At 63.0% G+C, this 23,501-nt stretch carries 20 protein-coding genes and 1 pseudogene; 15 read left to right on the plus strand and 6 right to left on the minus strand.

Annotated features, from left to right (window positions below; translation table 11 throughout):
• The first annotated feature begins 29 nt into the window (after positions 1-29).
• The 6 genes from dadA (at position 30) to DMX10_RS21485 (ending at position 4,783) form a co-directional block, all read left to right on the plus strand.
• Positions 30-1,328, plus strand: coding sequence for a D-amino acid dehydrogenase (dadA, locus tag DMX10_RS21460; RefSeq protein WP_111262970.1), 1,299 nt, complete (start codon positions 30-32; stop codon positions 1,326-1,328).
• Positions 1,303-1,656 (plus strand): RidA family protein, encoded by a 354-nt coding sequence (locus DMX10_RS21465; RefSeq protein WP_111262971.1) that lies wholly within the window; start codon positions 1,303-1,305, stop codon positions 1,654-1,656. The genes dadA and DMX10_RS21465 overlap by 26 nt, the downstream gene beginning before the upstream one ends.
• 59 nt (positions 1,657-1,715) lie before the next feature.
• On the plus strand, positions 1,716-2,783 hold the full coding sequence (gene alr, locus DMX10_RS21470; protein ID WP_111262972.1) for an alanine racemase: 1,068 nt from the start codon (positions 1,716-1,718) through the stop codon (positions 2,781-2,783).
• A gap of 189 nt (positions 2,784-2,972) precedes the next feature.
• Complete coding sequence (locus DMX10_RS21475) at positions 2,973-3,521, plus strand: cupin domain-containing protein (RefSeq protein ID WP_111262973.1); 549 nt, start codon at positions 2,973-2,975, stop codon at positions 3,519-3,521.
• Positions 3,522-3,687: 166 nt separating this feature from the next.
• Positions 3,688-4,218, plus strand: coding sequence for a sterol desaturase family protein (locus DMX10_RS21480; protein ID WP_111262974.1), 531 nt, complete (start codon positions 3,688-3,690; stop codon positions 4,216-4,218).
• Between the two features lie 142 nt (positions 4,219-4,360).
• Positions 4,361-4,783, plus strand: a complete 423-nt coding sequence (locus DMX10_RS21485; RefSeq protein ID WP_111262975.1) for a cytochrome c5 family protein — start codon at positions 4,361-4,363, stop codon at positions 4,781-4,783.
• Between the two features lie 83 nt (positions 4,784-4,866).
• Here DMX10_RS21485 and DMX10_RS21490 read toward each other — a convergent pair whose 3' ends face one another.
• Both DMX10_RS21490 and rep read right to left on the minus strand, forming a co-directional pair.
• Positions 4,867-5,439, minus strand: coding sequence for a xanthine phosphoribosyltransferase (locus DMX10_RS21490; RefSeq protein ID WP_111262976.1), 573 nt, complete (start codon positions 5,437-5,439; stop codon positions 4,867-4,869).
• A 125-nt stretch (positions 5,440-5,564) separates the two neighbouring features.
• On the minus strand, positions 5,565-7,577 hold the full coding sequence (rep, locus tag DMX10_RS21495) for a DNA helicase Rep (protein ID WP_111262977.1): 2,013 nt from the start codon (positions 7,575-7,577) through the stop codon (positions 5,565-5,567).
• Positions 7,578-7,854: 277 nt separating this feature from the next.
• Between rep and DMX10_RS21500 the strand changes: the two genes are divergently transcribed.
• On the plus strand, positions 7,855-9,531 hold the full coding sequence (locus tag DMX10_RS21500) for a bifunctional diguanylate cyclase/phosphodiesterase (protein ID WP_178082992.1): 1,677 nt from the start codon (positions 7,855-7,857) through the stop codon (positions 9,529-9,531).
• On the opposite strand, the gene DMX10_RS21505 is transcribed toward DMX10_RS21500, so the two are convergent.
• Entirely contained in the window at positions 9,528-10,916 is a 1,389-nt protein-coding gene (locus DMX10_RS21505) for a NorM family multidrug efflux MATE transporter (RefSeq protein ID WP_111262979.1), read from the minus strand. The two genes, DMX10_RS21500 and DMX10_RS21505, sit on opposite strands and share 4 nt — an antisense overlap.
• Positions 10,917-11,053: 137 nt before the next feature.
• On the opposite strand from DMX10_RS21505, the gene DMX10_RS21510 reads away from it, so the two are divergent.
• From DMX10_RS21510 to DMX10_RS33685, 3 genes and pseudogenes are all read left to right on the plus strand, one after another.
• Positions 11,054-11,974: a LysR substrate-binding domain-containing protein gene (locus DMX10_RS21510; protein WP_111262980.1), complete on the plus strand. Its 921-nt coding sequence runs from the start codon at positions 11,054-11,056 to the stop codon at positions 11,972-11,974.
• Positions 11,975-12,123: 149 nt separating this feature from the next.
• A pseudogene (locus DMX10_RS33680) lies at positions 12,124-13,245 on the plus strand (Cache 3/Cache 2 fusion domain-containing protein); the annotation flags it as partial.
• Between the two features lie 132 nt (positions 13,246-13,377).
• Complete coding sequence (locus tag DMX10_RS33685; RefSeq protein WP_371921716.1) at positions 13,378-14,100, plus strand: methyl-accepting chemotaxis protein; 723 nt, start codon at positions 13,378-13,380, stop codon at positions 14,098-14,100.
• Positions 14,101-14,170: 70 nt separating this feature from the next.
• Here DMX10_RS33685 and DMX10_RS21520 read toward each other — a convergent pair whose 3' ends face one another.
• Positions 14,171-14,977 (minus strand): TlpA disulfide reductase family protein, encoded by an 807-nt coding sequence (locus DMX10_RS21520; protein ID WP_111262982.1) that lies wholly within the window; start codon positions 14,975-14,977, stop codon positions 14,171-14,173.
• Positions 14,978-15,066: 89 nt separating this feature from the next.
• Complete coding sequence (locus DMX10_RS21525; protein ID WP_371921715.1) at positions 15,067-16,182, minus strand: ATP-binding protein; 1,116 nt, start codon at positions 16,180-16,182, stop codon at positions 15,067-15,069.
• Between DMX10_RS21525 and DMX10_RS21530 the strand changes: the two genes are divergently transcribed.
• The 5 genes from DMX10_RS21530 (at position 16,181) to DMX10_RS21550 (ending at position 22,138) form a co-directional block, all read left to right on the plus strand.
• Positions 16,181-16,792, plus strand: coding sequence for a TnsA endonuclease N-terminal domain-containing protein (locus DMX10_RS21530; RefSeq protein ID WP_173178527.1), 612 nt, complete (start codon positions 16,181-16,183; stop codon positions 16,790-16,792). The genes DMX10_RS21525 and DMX10_RS21530 overlap by 2 nt on opposite strands.
• Positions 16,789-18,714: a helix-turn-helix domain-containing protein gene (locus DMX10_RS21535; protein ID WP_111262983.1), complete on the plus strand. Its 1,926-nt coding sequence runs from the start codon at positions 16,789-16,791 to the stop codon at positions 18,712-18,714. The genes DMX10_RS21530 and DMX10_RS21535 overlap by 4 nt, the downstream gene beginning before the upstream one ends.
• Positions 18,711-19,592, plus strand: coding sequence for a TniB family NTP-binding protein (locus DMX10_RS21540; RefSeq protein ID WP_111262984.1), 882 nt, complete (start codon positions 18,711-18,713; stop codon positions 19,590-19,592). The genes DMX10_RS21535 and DMX10_RS21540 overlap by 4 nt, the downstream gene beginning before the upstream one ends.
• Entirely contained in the window at positions 19,547-20,671 is a 1,125-nt protein-coding gene (locus tag DMX10_RS33690) for a TniQ family protein (protein WP_158545618.1), read from the plus strand. Before DMX10_RS21540 ends, DMX10_RS33690 begins: the two co-directional genes overlap by 46 nt.
• Before the next feature lie 555 nt (positions 20,672-21,226).
• Complete coding sequence (locus DMX10_RS21550; RefSeq protein ID WP_146603039.1) at positions 21,227-22,138, plus strand: hypothetical protein; 912 nt, start codon at positions 21,227-21,229, stop codon at positions 22,136-22,138.
• A 139-nt stretch (positions 22,139-22,277) separates the two neighbouring features.
• On the opposite strand, the gene DMX10_RS21555 is transcribed toward DMX10_RS21550, so the two are convergent.
• Positions 22,278-23,081 carry a hypothetical protein gene (locus DMX10_RS21555; RefSeq protein ID WP_111262986.1) on the minus strand — a complete coding sequence of 268 codons (804 nt, stop codon included), beginning with the start codon at positions 23,079-23,081 and terminating at the stop codon, positions 22,278-22,280.
• Between the last annotated feature and the right edge of the window lie 420 nt (positions 23,082-23,501).

Genomic DNA, 23,501 nt, shown 5'->3' on the forward strand with positions numbered 1-23,501 from the left:
CGGTGATGCCCGTTGCGCGGGAGGCAGACATGCGAGTGATGGTGCTGGGCAGCGGTGTGATCGGTACGGCGAGTGCCTACTATCTGGCCCGGGAAGGCTTCGAAGTCGTGGTGGTCGACCGGCAGAACGCCGTCGCCATGGAGACCTCCTTCGCCAACGCCGGCCAGGTCTCCCCCGGCTATGCCTCGCCCTGGGCCGCTCCCGGCGTGCCGCTGAAGGCCATCAAGTGGCTGCTGCAGAAGCACGCGCCCCTGGCCATCAAGGCTACCGGCGACATCGGCCAGTACCTGTGGATGGCGCAGATGCTGCGCAACTGCACCGCCGCCCGCTACGCGGTGAACAAGGAGCGCATGGTGCGCCTGTCCGAGTACAGCCGCGACTGCCTCGACGAACTGCGCGCCGAAACCGGCATCGCCTACGAAGGCCGCCAGCTCGGCACCACCCAACTGTTCCGTACCCAGGCCCAGCTCGATGCCGCCGCCAAGGACATCGCCGTGCTGGAAAGCTCCGGCGTGCCCTATGAAGTGCTCGACCGCGCCGGCATCGCCCGCGCCGAGCCGGCCCTGGCCAGGGTCACCGACAAGCTGGCCGGCGCCCTGCGCCTGCCCAACGACCAGACCGGCGACTGCCAGATGTTCACCACCCGCCTCGCCGAGATGGCCCGTGGCCTGGGCGTGGAGTTCCGCTTCGGCCAGGACATCCAGCGCCTGGACTTCGCCGGTGACCGCATCAATGGCGTATGGATCGACGGCAAGCTGGAAACCGCCGACCGCTACGTACTCGCCCTCGGCAGCTACAGCCCGCAGCTGCTCAAGCCGCTGGGCATCAAGGCCCCGGTCTACCCGCTCAAGGGCTACTCGCTGACCGTGCCCATCACCAACCCGGAGATGGCCCCGACCTCCACCATTCTCGACGAGACCTACAAGGTCGCGATCACCCGCTTCGACGACCGCATCCGCGTCGGCGGCATGGCCGAGATCGCCGGTTTCGACCTGTCGCTGAACCCGCGCCGCCGCGAAACCCTGGAAATGATCACCGCCGACCTCTACCCGCAGGGTGGCGACCTGGCCCGCGCCGAGTTCTGGACCGGCCTGCGCCCGGCGACCCCGGACGGCACGCCGATCGTGGGCGCGACCCCGTTCCGCAATCTGTTCCTGAATACCGGACACGGTACCCTTGGCTGGACCATGGCCTGCGGCTCCGGCCGCCTGCTCGCCGACCTGATGGCGCGCAAGCGTCCGCAGATCAGCGCCGAAGGCCTGGACATCTTCCGTTATGGCAACACCAAGGAGAGCCAGAAACATGTCACTACAGCGCCTGCGCACTGAAGCCCGCTACAGCGAGATCGTCATCCACAACGGCACCGTCTACCTGGCGGGCCAGCTGGATGAAGCGCTGAACCCGGGCATCGAGCGCCAGACCCGCGAAACCCTCGATGCCATCGACCGCATGCTCGCCGAGGCCGGCACCGACAAGAGCCGCATCCTCTCGGTGACCATCTACCTCAAGGACATCGACGCGGATTACGCCGGCATGAACGCCGTGTGGGACGCCTGGGTCGCCAAGGGCGCCGCCCCGGCCCGTGCCTGCGTCGAGGCGAAGATGTACTCGCCCGAGGTGCTGGTGGAAATGACCGTGGTCGCCGCCCTGCCCTGAACCCTTGCTCTGCCCGGCGTCCGCGCCGGGTTTTTACATAACCAGAAGAAGCCCCTGCCATGCGTCCCGCCCGTGCCCTGATCGACCTCGAAGCGCTGCGCCACAACTACCGCCTCGCCCGTGAAACCACCGGTGCCAAGGCCCTGGCCGTTATCAAGGCGGACGCCTACGGGCACGGTGCGGTGCGTTGCGCCCAGGCGTTGCAGGCGGAGGCCGACGGCTTTGCCGTGGCCTGCATCGAGGAAGCGCTGGAGCTGCGCCAGGCGGGTATCACCGGCCCCATCCTGTTGCTGGAAGGCTTCTTCGAGGCGGACGAACTCCCCCTGATCGAGCAGCACGCACTCTGGTGCGTGGTGCATTCCACCTGGCAGCTGGAGGCCATCGAGCGCGCCAGCCTGCGCCAGCCGCTCACGGTGTGGCTGAAGATGGACTCGGGCATGCACCGGGTCGGCCTGCATCCCGCCGAGTACCGCGACGGCTACCAGCGCCTGATGGCCAGCGGCAAGGTCGACAAGATCGTGCTGATGAGCCACTTCGCCCGGGCCGATGAGCTGGACAGCGGCAGCGCCGCCGAGCAGGTCGCGGTATTCGAGCAGGCCCGCGCGGGGCTCGCGGCGGAGGTCAGCCTGCGCAACTCCCCGGCGGTGCTGGGTTGGCCACAGGTGCCGAGCGACTGGGTGCGCCCCGGGATCATGCTCTACGGCGCCACGCCCTTCGAGCAACCGCACGAACTGGCTGCACGCCTGAAGCCGGTGATGACCCTGGAGTCGAAGGTCATCAGCGTGCGTGAGCTGCCGGCCGGCCAGCCGGTCGGCTATGGCGCGCGTTTCGTCACCGAGCGGCCGACCCGTGTCGGTGTGGTCGCCCTGGGTTACGCCGATGGCTATCCCCGGCATGCGCCGACCGGCACGCCGGTGGCCATCGACGGGCAGCTGTCGCGCCTGATCGGTCGCGTGTCCATGGACATGCTCACCGTCGACCTCACCGATCTGCCGCAGGCCGGGCTCGGCAGCCGGGTCGAGTTCTGGGGCACTCAGGTACTGGCCAGTGAGGTCGCCATCCAGGCCGGCACCATTCCCTACCAGATCTTCTGCAACCTGCGCCGGGTGCCGCTGATCTACCGCTGAAACCCGCGGCCGGCGGTCATCCGGCGCGCTGATGATGGTCCAACTATCTGATTTTCCTTGGGGTTTCCCGGGGTGGTGAAAGTTTGCGCAGGATTTACGGCCGAAGTGTTGTAAATACTGAACGGTGGCCGCATGATACGGCCACCGTGACCACCCCCCTCAACAAGAATCCCAAGGAGGATCCCACCATTGGACGTCGGTGTTCGACTGCAAGCTATCCGCAAGCTCAAAGGCCTCTCCCAGCGTGAACTCGCCAAACGTGCAGGCGTTACCAACAGCACGATTTCCATGATCGAAAAGAACAGCGTGAGCCCCTCCATCAGTTCGCTGAAAAAGGTGCTCGGGGGTATCCCCATGTCGCTGGTGGAATTCTTTTCCCTCGATCTGGAACAGGACAACCAGACCCAGGTCGTCTACCGGGCTTCCGAACTTACCGATATCTGCAGCGGTGCGATCACCATGAAGCTGGTGGGCAAGGCCCATCCCAGTCGCGCCATCGCCTTCCTCGACGAGACCTACCCGCCGGGCAGCGACACGGGCGACGAGATGTACGCCCATGAAGGCGAAGAGGCCGGGATGCTGGTCGAGGGTCGCCTCGAACTGACCGTCGGCAACGAGCTGTTCATCCTCGAACCGGGCGACAGCTATTACTTCGAGAGCAGCAAGCCGCACCGCTTCCGCAATCCGTTCGACCTGCCGGCCCGCCTGATCAGCGCGACCACCCCGGCCAATTTCTAACCTGTTCCGTCCCTGCGCAGGGGCTTCGCGCCGCCTGCGCGGTGCATGCCGTGCAGCCAACCGTCCTGCACCGGCCTGCGGCTACTCGCGTGCGCCGCCAGAGGGCGGCCTGACCCCGTACACCAGAGTCGTGCCGCCTGCGCCGGGCCCATGACAGGGAGATTCCATGGCTGCCTCCAACAAATGGCTGATGTCCTCGCTCGCCTACTACCTGGACTTCTTCACCGCCCCGCTGTTCGTCCTCATCGCACTGCTGATCGGCCCGGTCCTGCCCTGGCAGCTGGTCGGGGGCCTGTTGCTGTGGTCGTTCATCGAGTACGGCGTGCACCGCTTCCTGTTCCACTCGCTGTATCGCCGCGAGCACTGGACCCACCACCTCGACGTGCTGGCGTTCATCGGCATCTCCAGCTGGAAGACCAGTGCGGTCTACGCGCTGCTGCTCCCGCTGTGCGCCTACCTCGGCCTGGCCTCGCTCTATGCCGGGCTGGTCGCGGGCTACTTCCTCTACATCTCCCTGCACTACGTCATGCATCGCCCCGGGCACTGGTTCTACCGCTTCATTCCCGGCCTGGTGTCCAACCATGACCTGCACCACAGGAAGGGGATCGAGAAGAACTTCGGCGTCTCTTCGCCGCTCTGGGATCACATCTTCGGCACCTACGTCCGCGTTGCCGAAAAGGAGACCGCAGCGGGCTGACCCCCGACCCTGGTCGCAGCGGCCTCATGCTTTGGTCGTGCGACAAGCTGGGTTGTTTCAGCCTGGCGGGCTAACCGTTATACTGGCGCCCGCCCGCGAAACCGTGGCCGCGGGCGTCACTAGCCACGATGAGGGTGTAAGGGTGAACCTAATAAACAAGATGCTGGCAGCGCACGTTGCCGTATTGGCCCTTTGGGCTGTAAGCGCTCAGGCCGCGACCGACGATGCCATCGCCGAACGCATCAAGCCGGTGGGCGAAGTCTGTGTCCAGGGCCAGGAATGCAAAGGCGTCGAAGCCGTAGCCGCTGCTGCTGGCGGTGGCGCGAAGACGCCGGACGACATCATCGCCAAGCACTGTGGCGCCTGCCACACCGCCGGCGTTCTGGGTGCACCGAAGATCGGCGACACCGCAGCCTGGAAAGAGCGTGCCGACCACCAGGGCGGCCTCGACGGCATCCTGGCCAAGGCCATCACCGGTATCAACGCAATGCCCCCGAAAGGCACCTGCGCCGACTGCACCGATGACGAGCTGAAAGCGACCATCAAGAAGATGTCCGGCCTGTAACAAGGACCTGGCATCAATGAAAAAGCCGCCCTCGGGCGGCTTTTTCGTGTCCGGCTGCTGCGACCCGTTGTCGCAGGCGCCCGTCAATCGATGAAGGTGACGCTGCCGTCGGCCAGGGAGCCGACGCGGGCCAGGGATTCCACCCGGTAGCCTTCGCTTTCCAGCAGGGCGCGGCCATCCTGGAAGGATTTCTCGATGACGATGCCGAGGCCGGCGATGCTCGCGCCCGCCTGGCTGATCAGGTCGATCAGCGCCTTGGCGGCGTGGCCGTTGGCGAGGAAGTCGTCGATCACCAGCACGTGGTCGGATGCCGTCAGGTGCTTGGCGGAGATGGCGATGGTGCTCTCGGTCTGCTTGGTGAAGGAGAACACCTTGGAGATCAGCAGGTCGTTCTTCAGCGTCAGCGACTGGAACTTGCGGGCGAAGATCACCGGGATGCCCAGCTCCAGGCCGGCCATCACCGCCGGGGCGATGCCCGAGGCTTCGATGGTGACGATCTTGGTGATGCCCTGGCCGCGGAAGCGCTCGGCGAATTCATGGCCGATGTGCTTCATGAGCTGCGGGTCGATCTGGTGGTTGAGGAAGGCGTCCACCTTCAGCACCTGGTCGGAAAGCACGATGCCTTCGGAGAGGATCTTTTCTTTGAGAATGTTCACGGGAGGGGCTTCCTGCGAAGCTGCTGTCGCTGATGAAGCGCGGCATTCTACCTCGGCGCGGGGGCATCGCGCGATGCCCTTGTGACAGCCCGCGCGGGCGCCCCCCGGCAGCCGGGTGCGGGGGCTCAGGGCTTCTTGAGCATGGCGCGGATGTCCGCCAGCGCCGTGTTGCCGCGCACCGCCTTGACCTCGACTGGCGTGTCCTCCATGCCTTCCCACTGCAGGTCTTCCTGCGGCAGTTCGTCGAGGAAACGGCTCGGCGCGCAGTCGATGATCTCGCCGTACTGCTTGCGCTTGGCGGCGAAGGTCATGGCCAGGTTCTGCCGGGCGCGGGTGATGCCGACATAGGCGAGCCGGCGCTCCTCCTCGATGGTGTCGGCCTCGATGCTGGAGCGGTGGGGCAGGATGTCTTCCTCCACACCCATGATGAACACGTAGGGGAATTCCAGGCCCTTGGACGCGTGCAGCGTCATCATCTGCACCCCGTCGGCGCCCTCCTCCTCTTCCTGCTGGCGCTCCAGCATGTCGCGCAGCACCAGCTTGGCGATCGCCTCCTCGATGGTCATCTCGCCGTCCTCGTCGCGTTCGAGGGTGTTCTTCAGGGCGTCGATGAGGAACCAGACGTTGCCCATGCGGAACTCGGCGACCTTGTCGCTGGAGGCGTTCTGGCGAATCCAGTTCTCGTAGTCGATGTCCATCACCATGCTGCGCAGGGCGGCGATGGGATCGGTCTGCGCACATTGCTGGCGGACCTTGTCCATGAAGCGCTTGAAGCGCTGCAGGCGCTCGGTGTAGCGGCTGTCGAGGTGCTCGCCGAGGCCGACTTCGTCGGCGGCGGCGTACATCGAGATCTTGCGCTCGGTGGCGTAGTTGCCGAGCTTCTCCAGGGTGGTGGAGCCGATTTCCCGGCGTGGCACGTTGATCACGCGGAGGAAGGCGTTGTCATCGTCCGGGTTCACCAGCAGGCGGAAGTAGGACATCAGGTCCTTCACTTCCTGGCGGCCGAAGAAGCTGGTGCCGCCCGACAGCCTGTAGGGCACCTGGTGGTGCTGCAGCTTCAGCTCCATCAGCTTGGCCTGGTGGTTGCCGCGGTAGAGGATGGCGAACTGGCTGTAGGGGCGCTCGGTCTTCAGGTGCAGCGTGAGGATCTCCATGGCGATGCGCTCGGCCTCGGCGTCCTCGTTGCGGCAGCGGATCACCCGGATCGGGTCGCCGACGCCCATCTCGCTCCACAGCTGCTTCTCGAACACGTGAGGGTTATTGGCGATCAGCACGTTCGCGCACTTGAGGATGCGACTGGTGGAGCGGTAGTTCTGCTCCAGCATCACCACCTTCAGCGACGGGAAGTCGTCCTTGAGCTGCATCAGGTTTTCCGGTCGTGCGCCGCGCCAGGCGTAGATCGACTGGTCGTCGTCACCGACCACGGTGAACTGCGCCCGGTGCTGCACCAGCATCTTAACCAGCAGGTACTGGCTGGCGTTGGTGTCCTGGTATTCGTCCACGAGCATGTAGCGCACGCGCTGCTGCCATTTCTCGAGGATGTCCGGGTTCTCCTGGAACAGCTTCACCGGCAGCAGGATCAGGTCGTCGAAGTCGACCGCGTTGTAGGCCTTGAGGGTGCGCTGGTAGTGCAGGTACACCACCGCGGCCGTCTGCTCCTTGGGGTTGCGCGCGTTGGCCAGCGCTTCCTCGGGCAGGATCAGGTCGTTCTTCCAGGAGCCGATGTAGTTCTTCACCTCGTCGGCGCCATCGTCCCCGGCGTACTCCTTCTGCATGATGTCCGTCAGCAGCGCCTTGATGTCCGACTCGTCGAAGATCGAGAAACCCGGTTTGTAGCCCAGCCGGGCGTGTTCCTTGCGGATGATGTTCAGGCCCAGGTTGTGGAAGGTGGATACCGTCAGGCCGCGGCCCTCGGCGCCGCGCAACAGCGTGCCGACGCGCGCCTTCATCTCGCGGGCGGCCTTGTTGGTGAAGGTGACGGCCACGATGTACTGGGCGCGGATGCCGCACTCCTGCACGAGGTAGGCGATCTTGCGGGTGATCACGCTGGTCTTGCCGGAGCCGGCGCCGGCGAGCACCAGGAGAGGGCCGCCGACATAGTTCACGGCTTCCTGCTGCCGGGGATTGAGTCGGGACATGCTGGATGTATCACGGGGGAATGGCCGCGCATTCTAGCAGGCCGGCCCGGATATGCCGATCTGTGCCGAACAGTGTGACGCAGCGCCCCTTGATGAAGGGTCATGCTTGGATATTTCCATTCATCAAGTACGATTGTTCCGACAATCGGTGTTGATGGCTGTTCACATTTCGCGCAGAGTTCGCGGCAATGTGCCAGGAACGCACTAGAAGAACGACGTCGATCACGACGCGAATCAGGCCTTAGAAGCCATTGTTTTGTGACCCCGGGGAGGTCATTTGTCCGCGCTTGCCGAGCCCACGCGCATGCTCCTGCTGGCGGAAACGCCTGGCTGGGCGGAATCCTTACGCGAGCTGCTCGGCTCGCTGGGCAGCGTCGCCCCGCTCATAACCGCCCCTTCCTGGGAAGCCGCGAGCAGCCTGTTCGACGATGCCGAGGGCGGCCTGTTGCTGTGCACCCCCGGCCTGCTGCCGGCACCCGGTCGCTGCCACCTGCCCACCATCCTGCTGCTGGAGCACGAGCCCGAGGAGGCCCCCGCCGGCGTCAGCGACTGGCTGGTGCATGACCAACTGACCCCGGACCTGCTGCGCCGCAGCCTGCGCTACCTGCGCGAGCGCCGCACCCTGCAGGACACCCTGCAGAGCCTGGCCGAGCAGGACCCGCTCACCGGCATCGCCAATCGCCAGGGCTTCCAGACCCTGCTGGCGGCCCGCCTGGCCGAGTTCGCCGGGCGCGGCCTGGCGCTGGGCCACCTGGACCTCGACAATTTTCGCCACGCCAACGATGCCCTCGGCTACCAGGCCGGCGACCGCCTGATCCTGCAGGTGGTGGCGCGGCTCAAGGGCGAGCTGGCTGCCGGCGACCAGCTGGCCCGCCTGGGCAGCGACGAGTTTGCCCTGCTGCTGGACACCCGCCGCGACCCGTCCCGCGCCGAGAAGGTCGCCGAGCGCATCGCCGAAGCGCTCGGCGAGCCCTACTGGGTCGATGGCGAGAGCCTGCTGATCGGCTGCAGCCTGGGCATCGCCCATGCCCGCTCCGACGAGGGCGCCGATCCGCTGATGTGGCACGCGCACATCGCCATGCAGCAGGCCAAGGCCGTGCAGGGCTGCACCTTCCACGTGTTCGACGAACGCATCAACCGCAGCGCCCGCAGCCTCGCCGACCTGGAAAGCGAGCTGCGCCGGGCCCTGCGCCGCGACGAACTGGAGCTCCACTACCAGCCGCGCCTGTGCCTGGAGACCGGCCGCATCGTCGGCCTCGAGGCCCTGGTGCGCTGGCGCCACGCCGAGCGCGGCCTGCTCTCGCCCAACGAATTCGTGCCCCTGGCCGAGGAAAGCGGGCTGATCGTACCGCTCGGCTACTGGGTCATATCCCGTGCCCTGCGCGACATGCAATGGCTGCGCGGGCGCGGCCTGCCGGCGTTGCACATGGCGGTGAACCTGTCCTTCCGCCAGTTCCAGGACAGCCAGCTGCTGCCGACCCTCAACCGCCTGATCAGCGAGCGCGGCGTCGACGCCCAGTGGCTCGAGTTCGAACTCACCGAGACGGCGGTCATGCGCCGCAGCGAGCAGGTGCAACAGACCATGCAGGCACTGGGCAAGGTCGGCGTGCGTTTCTCCCTGGACGACTTCGGCACCGGCTTCTCCTCCTTCGTCCACCTCAACAGCCTGCCCATCACCCTGCTGAAGATCGACAAGAGCTTCGTCGGCGGCATGCAGGACCGCCCCGAGAACCGCCAGCTGGTGCGCGCGATGATCAACCTGGCGCACAACCTCAACCTGGAAGTGGTGGCGGAAGGCGTGGAGACCTCCGAGCAACTGGCCCTGCTGCGCCAGTTCGGTTGCGACCAGGTGCAGGGTTACTGGATCAGCAAGCCGCTGCCATTGGCCGACCTCGCGCGCTTTCTGGTGTTCGGCGTGCGCCAGCCGCTGCTGGGCAACCTGCCGAGCCTCTAGAGGGCCCTGCAGGCCCCGGTCAGCGGCACCTGCGGGCGCAGCATGCGCAGGGTCTTCCATTCGAAGCCCAGGGTCAGCCCGACCGCCGCGCAGGCGAGCCCGGAAGCCAGCCCCCACCACACGCCCTGGGCGCCCATGCCGAGCGGGAATGCCAGCAGCCAGGCCGCGGGAGCGCCCACCAGCCAGTAGCAGCCGAGGCCGACGAGGAAGGTGGTCTTGGCGTCCTTGAGCCCGCGGATGGCGCCCATGGCGATGGTCTGGATGCCGTCGAACAGCTCGAACAGCGCGGCGATGGCCAGCAGGCTCACGGCCAGGGCGACCACCTCCCGGTACTCGCCGGCGTTGCGGTCGAGGAACAGCCCCACCACCCACTCCGGCGCCAGCCAGAACAGTGCGGCGAAGCTGAGCATGCAGCCGGCGCCCACGGCGATGCCCAGGCGCCCGGCGCGACGTGCGTCCTCCAGGCGGCCGGCGCCGAAGTGCTGGCCGATGCGGAAGGTCACCGCGTAGGAGATGCCCACCGGCACCATGAAGGCCACGTACACCGACATGATCGCGATCTGGTGCGCCGCCAGCGACAGGCTGCCCAGGGCACCCATGCACAGCGCGGCGAAGGCGAAGAGGCCGGACTCCACCGCATAAGTGCCACCGATGGGCAGGCCCAGGCGCAGCAGCTCGCGCAGGTCGTCCAGGCGCGGGTGCAGCAGGCCATGGCGCAGGGAATAGGCGGCATAGGCCGGGTGGCGGGTCACGTGCCAGGCCAGCAGCGCTGCCATGGCGCTCATCACCAGCGCGGTGACCAGGCCGATGCCGGCCAGGCCCAGGGGCGGCAAGCCGAACCAGCCATGGATGAGCATGTAGTTGAGGGCGAAGTTGGCCAGCGCGCCGCCGATGCTGATGGCCATCACCGGCCCGGGACGGCCGATGGCGCTGGTGAAGCCGCGCAGGGCCATGAAGGTCATGTAGCCGGGCAGGGCGAACACCAGGGTGGAGAGGAAGCGCATGCCGCCTTCGATGTTGTGCGCCTCCTGGCCGAACAGGGCCAGCAGCGGGCCCAGGTTCCACAGCAGCAGCCCGGCGCCCAGGGCCAGGCCCCAGCCGAGCCACAGCCCGGCCTGGGTCAGGCGCGCCGCCCCGGCGCTGTCGCCCGCGCCATGGCGGATGGCGACCAGGTTGCCCACGGCGGCGATCACGCCGACGCAGAAGATCGAGACGAAGGAGTAGCTCGCCGCCCCCAGGCCGCCGGCGGCCAGTTCCGCCGGGCCGAGCAGGCCCATCATCACCGTGTCGGTGAAGACCATCAGCACGTTGGCCAGTTGCGCCGCGATCAGCGGACCGGCGAGGCGAAGAATGGCCAAAAGTTCGGAGCGGATCTGCTGTGGCATGAGTCTGGGTCACTTGTGGGAAGCGGAGCCCGAAAACGCATCGGGCCAGGGACGATGGATTCTCCAGCGCTTGAATCCGCGCCACAAAGGGAAAAAAATGATGCCTTCCATGACTTTGACTCATGAGTGGATGCATCATGACGCGCCGCCTGCCACCGCTCTACGCCCTGCGCGCCTTCGAAGCCGCGGCGCGCCACGCCTCCTTCACCCGTGCCGCCGAGGAGCTGGCCATCACCCAGAGCGCGGTGAGCCGCCACATCCGTACCCTGGAGGAGCACTTCGCCTGCCGCCTGTTCGAGCGCAAGGGGCGCAACCTGCAGCTCACCGAGCCGGCACGGATGATCCTGCCCGGCCTGCGCGAGGGCTTCGATTCCCTGGAGCGTGCCTGCGCCACCCTGCGGGTGGACGACAGCATCCTCTGCCTCAAGGCACCCTCGACCCTGACCATGCGCTGGCTGCTGGCCCGGCTGTCGCGCTTCCGCCTGCAGAACCCGGATGTTGAAGTGCAGCTGACCAGTGCCTGGATGGACGTCGACAAGGTCGACTTCAACCACGAGCCCTTCGACTGCGCGGTGTTGCTGAGCAGCGGCGGCTTCAGCGACGAGTGGGAAAGCGTCGAGCTGTTCGCCGAATGGCTGATCCCGGTGAGCGCGGCCTCGGCCGCCGCCGAAGGGCCCTGGGACCTGGCGCGGCTGAAGCAGGCCGAGTTGCTGCACCCGACGCCGGACCGGCGTGACTGGCGGCGCTGGTTGCAGGCGATGGGGCTGGAGCAGGACATCCCGCTCAAGGGCGGGCAGGTGTTCGACACCCTGGAGCTGGGCATCGTCGCCGCCACGCGGGGTTACGGCGTCTCCATCGGCGACCTGGTGATGGTCGCCGAGGACGTGGAGCAAGGCCGCATCGGCCTGCCCTGGCCCACGGCGGTGCCCAGTGGCGACAGCTACCACCTGGTCTGGCCCAAGGTGCGCAGCGGCCAGGACCGCCTGCGCCGCCTGCGCGACTACCTGCTGGCCGAGGTGGCGGCCATGCGCCTGCCGGCGGTGGAATTCAAACGCTAGAGCCGCGTGGCGTCCGCTTACAGATTTTTCCGGTGCTTTGGGCAGATGCGTCCTATACCTCACTAGGGCAGTCAAGTATTCTCGCCGCCCGCCGAAGGAGCCATAGAAGCTCCTCGCCAGCCTTGCCTGCAAAATACTGGAGAAACCCCATGAACCCGCCCAGGTCACGAATCGCCTGGCAGCTCGCCGCCGCCCTCGCCCTCATCCTCGTGCTGCTGATCAGCGGCAGCACGCTCTTCGCCCTGCGTTCCCTCGACCAGGCCAACATCGCGACCCGTGAAGAGCACCTGGCCAGCGAGGCACGCCTGCTCGCCGACCAGCTGAGCACCTTCCACGGCAGCCTGCGCGAGAGCACCCAGCGCCTGGCCAGCCTGTTCGAGCAGCGCTTCGCCAGTGGCGTCGCCCTGCATGCCGACGAGCGCGTGCCGGTCGCCGCGCTCAACCCGCCGGCCCTGTACCTCAACGGCCAGGCGCTGAACAACGACTTCACCCTGGTGGACGAATTCCGCCACCTCACCGCCGGCGTGGCCACGGTGTTCGTCCGTGATGGCGAGGACTTCGTGCGCATCACCACCTCGCTGAACAAGCAGGACGGCAACCGCGCCATCGGCACCGTGCTCGACCATGCCCACCCCGCCTACCAGCGCCTGCTGTCCGGGCAGAACTACGTGGGCCGCGCCCTGCTCTTCGATCGCTACTACATGACCCAGTACACGCCGGTGCGCGACAGCGGCGGCCAGGTCATCGCGGTGCTCTTCGTCGGCTTCGACTACACCGACGCGCAGAACGCCCAGTTCGCCAACCTGCAGCGCTTCCGCATCGGCAAGACCGGTTCCCTGGCGCTGATGGACGAAACCGGCAAGTGGCTGGTGACCCCGGCCGGCGTGCATCGCCCCGAGGCTATCGGCGACACCCTCGCCGCGCTTGCCCGCGAGTCCGGCCATGGCCGCTTCTGGAATGACGGTGCACAGGATTTCTTCAGCGTCGCCGTGCCTTTCGCCGACGGCCCCTGGCAGGTGGTGGCGAGCATGCCCAAGGCGGAGATCCGCGAGGTCACCTGGAGCGTCGGCAGCCAGTTGGCCTTCGGCAGCCTGCTGGCCATGGCGCTGGCGGTGGCGGCGGTGATCTGGCTGCTGCGCAGGCGCCTGCGCCCGCTGGGCGAGCTGGTGGGGCAGGCACGGGCACTGGGTGCGGGCGACCTCAGCGTGCGCCTGGATGTTTCCAGCCTCGACGAGATCGGCGAGCTGGCGCGCAGCTTCAACCAGATGGGCGAGGCGCTCTCGACCATGGTGGCGCACATCCGCAGCTCGGCGCAGCAGGTCGGCAGCCGTTCCCAGGTGCTGTCCGGGCTCTCCAGCGGCGCCTATGAAGGCATGGAGCAGCAGTCCGGCGAGATCAGCAGCATGGCCGGCGCGGTGGAGGAGTTCAGCGCCACCTCCCTGAACATCGCCGACAACATGCGCGCCACCGAGCGCCTGGCCAGTGACAACGCCCAGCAGACACGCATCGGCCAGAGCTCGATGGGCGAGGCTTCGGCGGCGCTGGAACAGATATCCACAGCCCTCAATGGCACCGCCGAAGTGATCAATACCCTCGGCCAGCGCTCCCAGGAGATCGGCGGCATCGTCGGTGTGATCACCGCCATCGCCGACCAGACCAACCTCCTGGCGCTCAACGCCGCCATCGAGGCGGCCCGGGCCGGTGAGCAGGGCCGCGGCTTCGCCGTGGTGGCGGACGAGGTGCGCAACCTGGCCGCCCGCACCCGCGAGGCGACCACCGAGATCTCCAGCATGATCGGCAGCATCCAGGACGAGACGGCCAGCGCCATCAGCACCATGGAGCACGGCAAGGCGCTGATGCAGGACGGCCTTGAGCGCAACGCCAAGGTCGCCGCCGCCCTGGCGCAGATCGCCCAGCAGAGCAGCGCCGCCGGCGAGCAGTTCGCCGCCATCACCACCGCCACCCAGGAGCAGAGCAGCACCGCGACCCTGCTCAGCAGCAACCTGCAGAGCATCGCCCTGGCCAACAGCGAGCAGCGCGAGGTGGTCGCCAACCTGGCGCAGACCGCCCAGGAGCTGGATCGCCTGGCCGAGGAGCTGCGCCAGGAAGTGGGGCGCTTCCGCTAGGCCCGCTGTCACCGCGATGAGAAAAGGCGCCCCTCGGGGCGCCTTTTTCATGGGCGGGTCGTGCCGGTGCTCAGTCTCTGCCCAGGTCTTCCAGCGAGCGGCTCAGGCTGGCGCTGGACAGCTCGCCCATGTGGCTCTTGAGCAGGCGCCCCTGGCGGTCATAGAACAGTGTGGTCGGCAGGCCGTAGGAGCCGGTCAGGGCGCCGAAGCGGTTGCTGCCGTCGATCAGCACTTCCTGCACGTCCAGGCCCTGCTCACGCAGGAAGCGTTGCACCTGCTCGCGGTTCTCGCCCTGGTTGACCAGGACGAAGCGCAGGTCGGGTCGGGCCTTCTGCGCTGCCTGCAGGGCCGGCATCTCGCGGCGACAGGGCGGGCACCAGGTGGCCCACAGGTTGACCACCAGCGGGCGGCCATCCAGTTCGCGCAGGTCGACGGGCTTGCCCGCAAGGTCGGTCAGTGCCACCTCCGGCAGTTGCCGGCCACGCTCCAGTGCCGCGATCACCGCGCTGCCGCCGCCCCAGAGCATGGCGCCCACCAGCAGTGCGATGCCCAGCGGGCGGCGCACGGCCGGCTGGCGGCGGGCACTCAGGAACCCCACCAGCGCCGCCATCGCCAGGCCGGGAAGCAGCAGGAAACCGCCATCGCGGATGTCCAGCATGCGCCAGGGTTCGGTGCGGTACTCGGCGAAGTAGAGGACGACGAAGGCAAGTCGAGCCGCCAGCACGCCGGCGAAGAGCATGGCGAACAGCACGGGCTCGGGATTGCCTCCGCGTCGGCGGCCCTGCCACCAGCCGCAGGCGAGCGCGGCGAAGAAGCCCAGGTAGAACAGGGCTTGTGCGGAGGAGATGGCCAGGGGACCGAGTTGCAGGCTGTTCATCGGGAGGACCGGGGCTGGGCGGGTGGGGCCGCAGTATGCCACCGGCCTCGGCGAGCGCCTGGGTGCAAGTGTTTCCCTGCTTTGCCGGCTCAGGGCTCCGAGGAGGGGCGGTACTGCAGTGCCTCGGCGAGGTGGTGGCGGGCGACGGCCTCGGTGTCCTCGAGGTCGGCGAGCGTGCGGGCGACCTTGATGATGCGGTGTGCGGCCCGCAGCGACAGGCCGAGGCGCTCGCAGGCACCTTCCAACCAGCGACGGTCTTCCTCGGGCAGCGGGCAATGGCGACGCAGGCCCTGGAGGTCGAGGAAGGCGTTGGCGCAGCCCTGGCGATCGAGCTGGCGCTGGCGGGCACGGGCCACGTCGGCAGCGGCGCTGGCGCTGTCCTGGCCACCGGGAAGCGGGTCGTCCAGCGACGTGGCTTCGCGGGCCACGGTCAGGTGCAGGTCGATGCGATCGAGCAGCGGGCCGGAGAGCTTGGCGCGGTAGCGCTGGATCTGTTCGGGCGTGCAGCGGCAGCGGTTTGCGCTGTCGCCCAGGTAGCCGCAGGGACAGGGGTTCATCGCGGCGACCAGTTGGAAACGCGCGGGGAAGCGCACGCGGTCGTTGGCGCGAGCGATCACGATCTCGCCGCTTTCCAGGGGCTCCCTGAGCACTTCGAGCACCTTGCGATCGAACTCGGATAGCTCGTCCAGGAACAGCACGCCCTGATGCGCGAGGGTGATCTCGCCGGGCCTTGGCTTGCTGCCTCTAGGGCAAAACGAAATAGATGAGACAAAAATGCCCTGGAGCCCGCATTCCTTCGTTTTTTTTATACCCAATTTATGAGACGAATTAACGCAATAGCTGCGACTAGGTCCAGAAAAGTACGAAATAGCTGAGATCATGTCCGAGGAGCCATCTGTCTCAGGCTCATATCCAGGCATGAAGGTCATCGCGAGAGAGTCTAAGCAGCTCGTTTTCGAGTTGGTTTTCGTGTCTACGCTCATGCCGTAGCTCTTGCTACACAAGGCAAGAATTGCGTTCCGGCTAGCGAAAACCCGCAGTTTTTCGCCCTCTTCTCTAGTTCTGATCCCTCCATGGGCACAGATTGGGCCTTTTCGCCACACGTCGCTGGGTAGCATCTCTGGCAATACAGCCGATGGGTGCCCTATGTCTTCTACTGTCCATAATGGCGAGCTGATCTCGCAGACCCGCCGTAGCAAGTCCATGACCCGCAGCCTCTCAGGAGTGCTGCCCTTCCGCGGTCAGGGCGTTTCGTACGAGTCGGGCCTGGAGCGTGATTTCATCCGAATCTGGCTCCTGGATCCGGAGGTCGTTGCGATTGTCGCGCAGCCGGCTCAGATCCCATTTACTGCGCGTAACGGTCGCAGCTACATCTATCCACCTGACTTCTTCGTCCAGTTTGATGAGCGGACGGGCCGTAAGCCGCTGCTTGTTGAAGTAAAAATGCGGGAGCAGTGGGTGCCCAACTGGCGCGAATGGCTCCCCAAATGGAAGGCCGCATACCGCTATGCCTGTGATCGGGGATGGGAGTTTCGGATCTATGACGAGACGCGGATTCGCGGCCCTGTGCTTGAGAGCGTCGAGTTCCTCCAGCGGTACCGAAACCTGAATTTCGATCCGACTTTCACTTCGGCTGTGCTGAACACGCTCTCGAACATGAAAGCGGCGCCGTTCCACCATCTCATAGCGCGGCATTTTACGGGGAACGAGGCCATTGGCCGTTCGCATCTCTGGCACCTCATTGCCACCGGCCAGGCGCTCGCTGATCTCGAGGAGCCATTGGACGAGTTCACTATTATGAGGGCGCGTAAATGAAAGGGGCTGAAACCAAAGGGTTTGCTCCCAGCAGAGCAGCGGTGAGTCTTCTGATCGGCGAGTTCGTAAACTTCAAAGGTCAGAATTATCGGCTGTCAGCGAACATGGATTACCACCACATGATTGGTATCCATGTCGTTTCTGGTATATCCAAACTTTTGCCAATTCAAGAGCTAAGGCGTGTCACTTCTGAGGACGTGAAGGTCAGCTCCTCTAGCTCCTCTCTCGACCACATTGCAGATCAAGATTGGGCGGAGGCTGAGAGGCGTTGGGCAATCATTTTGCCGTTAATTAAAGGTGACCTTTACAAGGCTGGCGCTGTGGAAACACGAGCGCAAGCGTGCAATGTCAGTAGGGCTTCTGTTTACCGTTGGATCGAACGCTATCAGAGCACTGGTGAATTTTTATCGTTAGTACCTCGCCGACGAGGCTGGAGAGGGGGCTCTGCGAGGTTAAGCAAGCAAGTAGAGCTCATCATTGCCAATGTTATTCAAACATCATATCTGTCTACGAGTAGGCCGACGAAGTTAGAGGTACACGGCGTTATCTCAGATGCCTGTGAGATGCAAGGCCTGCCACCACCTTCTTTGCCAGCGGTTTCCCGGCGAATTGAGCAGGTGCCAAGGAAAACTAGATTAAAGGCTCGTGGTCACGGAGATATTGCCAAGGATACCTATGAGCCAACACCTAACAGTTATGAGGCAAACTATCCTCTTCACCGCATCCAGATCGACCATACTCCTGCAGACGTAATAATTGTTGATGATGTGTATCGACGTCCAATCGGTCGCCCAACTCTAACTCTCGCAATCGACATGTATACGCGACTTATAGTTGGCTACTACTTGTCCTTGCATGGGCCGTCTGCACTATCTGTCGCCATGTGTCTAGTTCAGGCCATGTTGCCTAAACATAAATGGCTTAATCTCCACGAAATAGATGCAGAATGGAATGCATGGGGGAAGCCCTATGAAGTGCATAGTGACAACGGTCCCGACTTCAAAACTGGGTCTCTTATCCAATCATGCACTCTCCACAACATAGAGCGTGAGTTTAGGCCAAAAGACACGCCCCACTGGGGGGGGCATATTGAGTCTTTGATGAACACCAAAGCGCGAGCGTTTGCGACGCTGCCTGGTGCCACCTGGCGGAATATCAATGAGCGCGGTGAGGTAAATTCAGATAACGAGGCGATTCTGACTTTTGCTGACCTAGAGAAGTGGCTAATTGCAGAAATAGTTAAATACAACAATAAGCCGCACAGTGGTATAGCTTTTATGTCTCCAGCCAGTAAGTGGCACGAAGCATTTTTTGGTAGTAGTTTGAGGAAACCTATCTGCGGCCTTCCGCCAGTGCCGCAGTGTCCCGTTACTTTGGAAATTGATTTTCTGCCATCTGCTTATAAAACAGTGCAGACTTATGGGGTTGAGTGGAATGCCTTTTACTATGCAGAGGTTCTACGTCCATACATAGGCCGTAAGGATCCTGCTACGAACAAAACTGAAAGGTTGGTATTTAGGCGTGACCCAAGAGACATCAACTATATTTGGTTCTTTGAGCCGGTAGAGGGGAAGTATCATAAGATACCTATCTCAGACGAGCCTTACCCAGGTGTAACCGTGGAGGAGTATCGAAAAGCGAAGCTTATTGTGAAGAAGGAAGGCATGGGGATGGCGGATTCATCTCTTGTCAGAAAAATGATCGCTCTCCAAAAGAACATTGTTTCTGATGCGGCTGCAAAGACGAAATCTGCTCGCAGAACGCAACAGAACGCCAAGAACAATGCCAAGTTAAAGTCTCCAGGAACTGTCCTTGCCGGCGAGCAGGGAGTGATAAATAACTCAACCCAGACTGCTCCTGTAGTTGCTTTAGATGATTGGGGTGATGATACTGAGGTTGGTCTATATGGAGGCGTCGCATGACAGACTTCAGTCATGTTCTTCCAGAATTTCGGTGGCAGTTTGGCCTTTCGGATTCCGAGCGCTTATCTCAGATCGCCCCGCGATGGATCGATTATGAGTTTGCAGACAAGCTCCATAACATGCTCTTCGCGAAACTCTCGGGTCATCGGGATCAGCCAGACATTTTTCTTCTGGGCGACTCTCGAATGGGCAAAACAACTTTGATTAAGCGATTTATTGATATTCGCGCACCGCAGTTCATCAATGAAGAGGGTATTCGAGAGAAACCTGTCCTCATGATTGAGATGGACCAGCCAAGTCCTAAGCAGTTTCTGATAGAAATTCTTAGCACCTCAATCTCACCCTTCAATCCCGACGCACCCTTCGAGAATCTCTTCTTCAAAGCAATGAATCTGCTGGAGAACTGCAAAACGAAGATGCTGATCATTGACGAGGTCCAGTCGCTTACCCAGGGCACCGCTCGTGAGATGACAGCAATTTCGAGGCTCATCAAGCGGGTAAGCAATAAAACCGGCATATCCATCGTTGGAGTTGGGGTGAAGTCTGCCAAGCAACTGTTGCAAAAGGACGAGCAGTACGCCAATCGGTTTGTGGCGGTGAACGTGCCTGATTGGACGGCTTCTCCAGCTTTCCGACAGTTCCTGAAAGGCTTCGAGTCATGGCTCCCGCTGAAACATGCTTCTCACCTGTCCAGCAAGGAAAAAGCCTCGCTTATTCTGCGCATTACGGAAGGCAACACCTCGAAGGTTGAGGAGCTTTTGCTTGGGTGCGCTCGACTGGCGATTACCTCCGGCAAAGAGTGCATAGACCTCGACCTACTGGGTGCACCCAAGTGGAAGAAGGACGTCAACTTTGGCATACGGGAAGTCGTGCTATAGATCCCCGTTGGCCCCTCGTTCCAGCCCTTCGCCAGGATGAGCTTTTCTCGTCTTGGCTGATCCGCTGCGCTCTTTGCCATGGCTGTGATCCGCTTGAGTTGGCACAGCTGCTATGGCCTGACCGTCGTATCTGGACACGCGACTGCGATCTGGGGATTTGCGGGTTGTCTGTTGCGACACTCTCTAAGCAGTCGGGTCTCAGAGAAGAAATACTGCGGGAGGCAACTCTGGAGCCGGTCTGCAAGCTGCTTGGCCATGAGCTGCGGCGAGTTGGCATTACTCCATGGGTGCTCACTCTGGGTGGTAGAAATACCAGGCGTGCTGGTGGGCTTCAGTACTGCCCCATCTGTTTCACGGGGCCTCGGCCTTACTACAAGGTGCAATGGCGCCTGGCATGGCATACCTGCTGTTCTGAGCACGGGGTGTTACTCCGGGATCGTTGTCCGCGTTGTCATGCAGTCCTAGCCCCTCATCGCCTGGACTATCAGGCTCTAGACTTGAGGCGTTGCCACCAATGCCATGGGCTGCTTTCTGAGGTAGATCCTGAGCACTCATCAGCCGGTGCCGAAGAGTTGGAGTTGTTCGCTGATTCGATCGTGCGAGGTCGATCTGATGGCTTCGGCGGTTTGAGGCTGAGCCCCGAGGATTGGTTTGATCTGATGCGAGGGCTGCACCGGCTGATGCGAGCGTTGTCGATCCATCGCACAGGCCCAGCCAGGGAGTTCCTAGAGCACCTGGATGTGGATATCGATGATCTTCCAAGCGTGAGCTTGGGGCTGGCGTTGGAGTGCTTGCCTGTACCAGATCGCGTCGCCTACCTATCGGCGGTGAACTCGGTTCTGAGGGCTGGTTCGGCAAGATTCTCAGAGGCGGCTGACACAGCTCACTTATGCCATTCGAGCTGTCAGGCGGCCATCGGCCGGAACCTCTCATGCCTGACTCACTTGCTGCCCAAGACAACTCCTCGGGCTCACGTGCATGGCGCACCAGATCGCCTTTCACCTCGCAGTAAGAATTCAGTTCTGCGGTCCTGGCTTCTGTTTCAAAGGAAGGCTAGCCGTGCAGGAGTCATTCGGTAGATGAAGGTAGCAAGAGAGAGTACGACGTTGAACATCCACCAGGCTGCTCACACCCCCTCCCTCAGGTGCGATGAGTGTCGGCGCGGAATGGACAAGGCCAAGAAGGTGCATCGCGGGCGCAAGTTCTGCATGACCTGTTACGCCCGGCTGTTCAAACGCCAGCTGTGTTCCGGCTGTGGGAATTTCTCGCGACTGCCCGTGTTCGACACCAGCACGGTCTGTCGGAGGTGTGAGGTCCAGAAGCCCTGCGTCCGATGCAAGCGGACTGGTGGCAACATCGGCAAGCTGACCCCTGCAGGCCCGGCCTGCGCCTCATGTTCTCACTACTTCCGAGAAGCTGAACCTTGCGAGCGCTGCTCTACGGCCTCGACACGATTGGTCCGGCGAGAGATCGATGGGAACGTGCTGAGATGCTGTCCTACCTGCATATCCAAGCAAAACAGTACGACTTGCTCGTCGTGCCGACTTCCAAGGGCATCCGTCACGACAGAGGGGGCGCCGCTCTGCAAAAGGTGCTTTGCTCTTGGCGAGGTGCCTTGCCCGATGTGTACGCAAATGATGCCTGCAGGAAGAGTGAAGTCATGCCAGGCCTGTTCTTGGGATAGTTCATTCGAGGCGCGTCTGACGCGTCTGCAGTACGGTACCGAGAGCGCCCAGGTACAGGCGGCTTTGTTTGGTTTCGCGATCTGGCTCAAGGCACGCAGAGGCGCTCAGTTTGCAGCTCTCAATCTTCAACGCTATCTCCCCTTCCTGAGTGAGCTTCACCAGCATTGGGCCGAGATGCCCAGCTACGCAGTGCTGGTTGATCACTTCAGTGCGGAGGGGCTGCGCCGTGTTCGCTCCGTGGTTAACTGGCTTCAGGAAACTGGCCAGTTGAACGTTGATCCGGAGGTTCGAGAGCGAGCCAGCGAGCGTAGACGGATTGCTCACTTACTGAAGGTGTTGCCGGAGGGACCTGGGCGTACAGCCCTGCTTGGGTACTACCATTGTCTTGAGCGGCGCCTGGATCTGGAGCAGCTCCAACTGCGATCGATGAGGATCGCGTTGAGCAGCGCCGTTCGGTTGCTGTTCAGTACCGATGCGGATGGACAGCGTCTCCCAGATCAGAAGGATCTGCTGCAGCTACTACGCAAACGGCCAGGGCTGTGGGCGTCGCTCTACGGTTTCGTTGGGCACTTGAACCGGCGGCACTCCCTGAAATTAACCCCATGGGTAGATCCCGCCTGGTTATGTAGGGCAGCTCATGCTCTGAAGGAGAGGAGGCTGTTGGAGTTGTATGCTGAGGCCGGAACTGGTGAGGCCTATGAGCGGCGCTGGATCAGCATGGCGTTGTCCTGTTTCCACGGCCTGGGTCGTATTGGTACGAGGGTCTTCAAATACGCCCCCACCGAGCATGGTGGGCAAGCCGGTTTCACCGTGCTCCTACGTGGAGAGGAGTACTGGGTTCCCGCAGTTCCTCCGGCGTGATCCCTTCTGGGAATCACGGCCGGCACGCTGTCCGCTCGAGTGGCGCACTGGAAGTCTGCTCTTTGGAAATGGTGAAAAAGGCAGGGAATGAGCTGTCGGATGACTCAAGGGCGTTTGCTCCGATGTAGGCAAGATATCGCTAGCGTTCGCGCTCGCGCTGCCGGAAGCGCTTAACGAAATCGCCATCAATAAGCTTGTCGGCATCAAGATCAAGGGCGCAGTTAACCAGCGACGCTAGGGTGTTATCAGACACGCTAAAGTCGTTCGGAATGAAGCCGTGCGCGCTGATGCTGTTGTTTTTGATGCGAGCGAAGTATGCCTTCAGAAAATCAGACAGACCTGGGCGACGACTTTCCGTGGCCGACGCGGTGGCAGGATCCTGCGCGTAGACTTCTGCGTTTTGGGCATCTTCACCGATGGCCTGAACGACGGCGCTCAGTGATGGCCAGTATTTCAGGTCGTACTGGTCCTTCAGAGAGTCCAAGTGCTCTTTTACATGCCACTCGAAAAGGTGAATTGCCTCTGACTCGGCCGCAGCTTCTATAGGATCGAGGGCGTGGTAGAAGGTGTCGCAACTGAAACTGGAGGTTTCTTTAATTTCGTCGCGCCGCGCGAGCAGTTCGACGAGATCATCTGCTACTGCGGCGATCCGCGTGTTGATGTCGGTGAGCTCTTTACGCGCCTGGCGGGCTTTGTTGAGCTTCTCAGGGCTCCACGCCATGGGCGTCGAGGCGAATACGTCAAAGAAAGCCTCCAGGGCTCGATGGCGGTGCGATAGCGACGCATAGAGCTCCTCGTATGCGTCGCTCAATTCGTTCCGCCGAGCGAGCATGAGCTCAATAACCCGGTTTACGCTTGGCCAGATTTTGTGTGCCTGGTTGTACTCCAATTCCGATCGAAGGATCGCTTCGCAGACTTGAACGGCTTGAGATGGGGTGCCCATTGTTCGAGTTACCTACCTGTGGAAGATGTGCCAAAGCTAATGCTCAGCGACTCTATCGTCGGTACCTGTGATTAAAAAAATTTGAGGCCTGTAGGTACCTGGTCCTTTCTTCACCATTCACATGCTCCCTATTCTCCCGTCCCGGCGACCCACGCAGCAGATCGTGGATCGCCGAGCCTTGGGAGAGGCCAAGGTTAGTTATCCTGGAAAACCTTGAGCTCTAGATGGTGGAGGCATTGCTCGGCGGGAGTCTCCGGCTCACATGCCAGTCGGATAACCCTTGTTTCACCGACAGCCAAGGGAGGCAAGCAGCCACGTGCCTGGTAGGTATGCTGATCTGGCTTCTCAATGAGCAGGCTTCCGGGCAAGTCCGGTTTCAGCGGATAACGGGCGTATAGCCGAAATGGCAGCCTGCGCAAG

It is taken from the genome of Pseudomonas sp. 57B-090624, from assembly GCF_003234055.1.
In the GTDB taxonomy this organism is placed as follows: Bacteria; Pseudomonadota; Gammaproteobacteria; order Pseudomonadales; family Pseudomonadaceae; genus Metapseudomonas; species Metapseudomonas tohonis.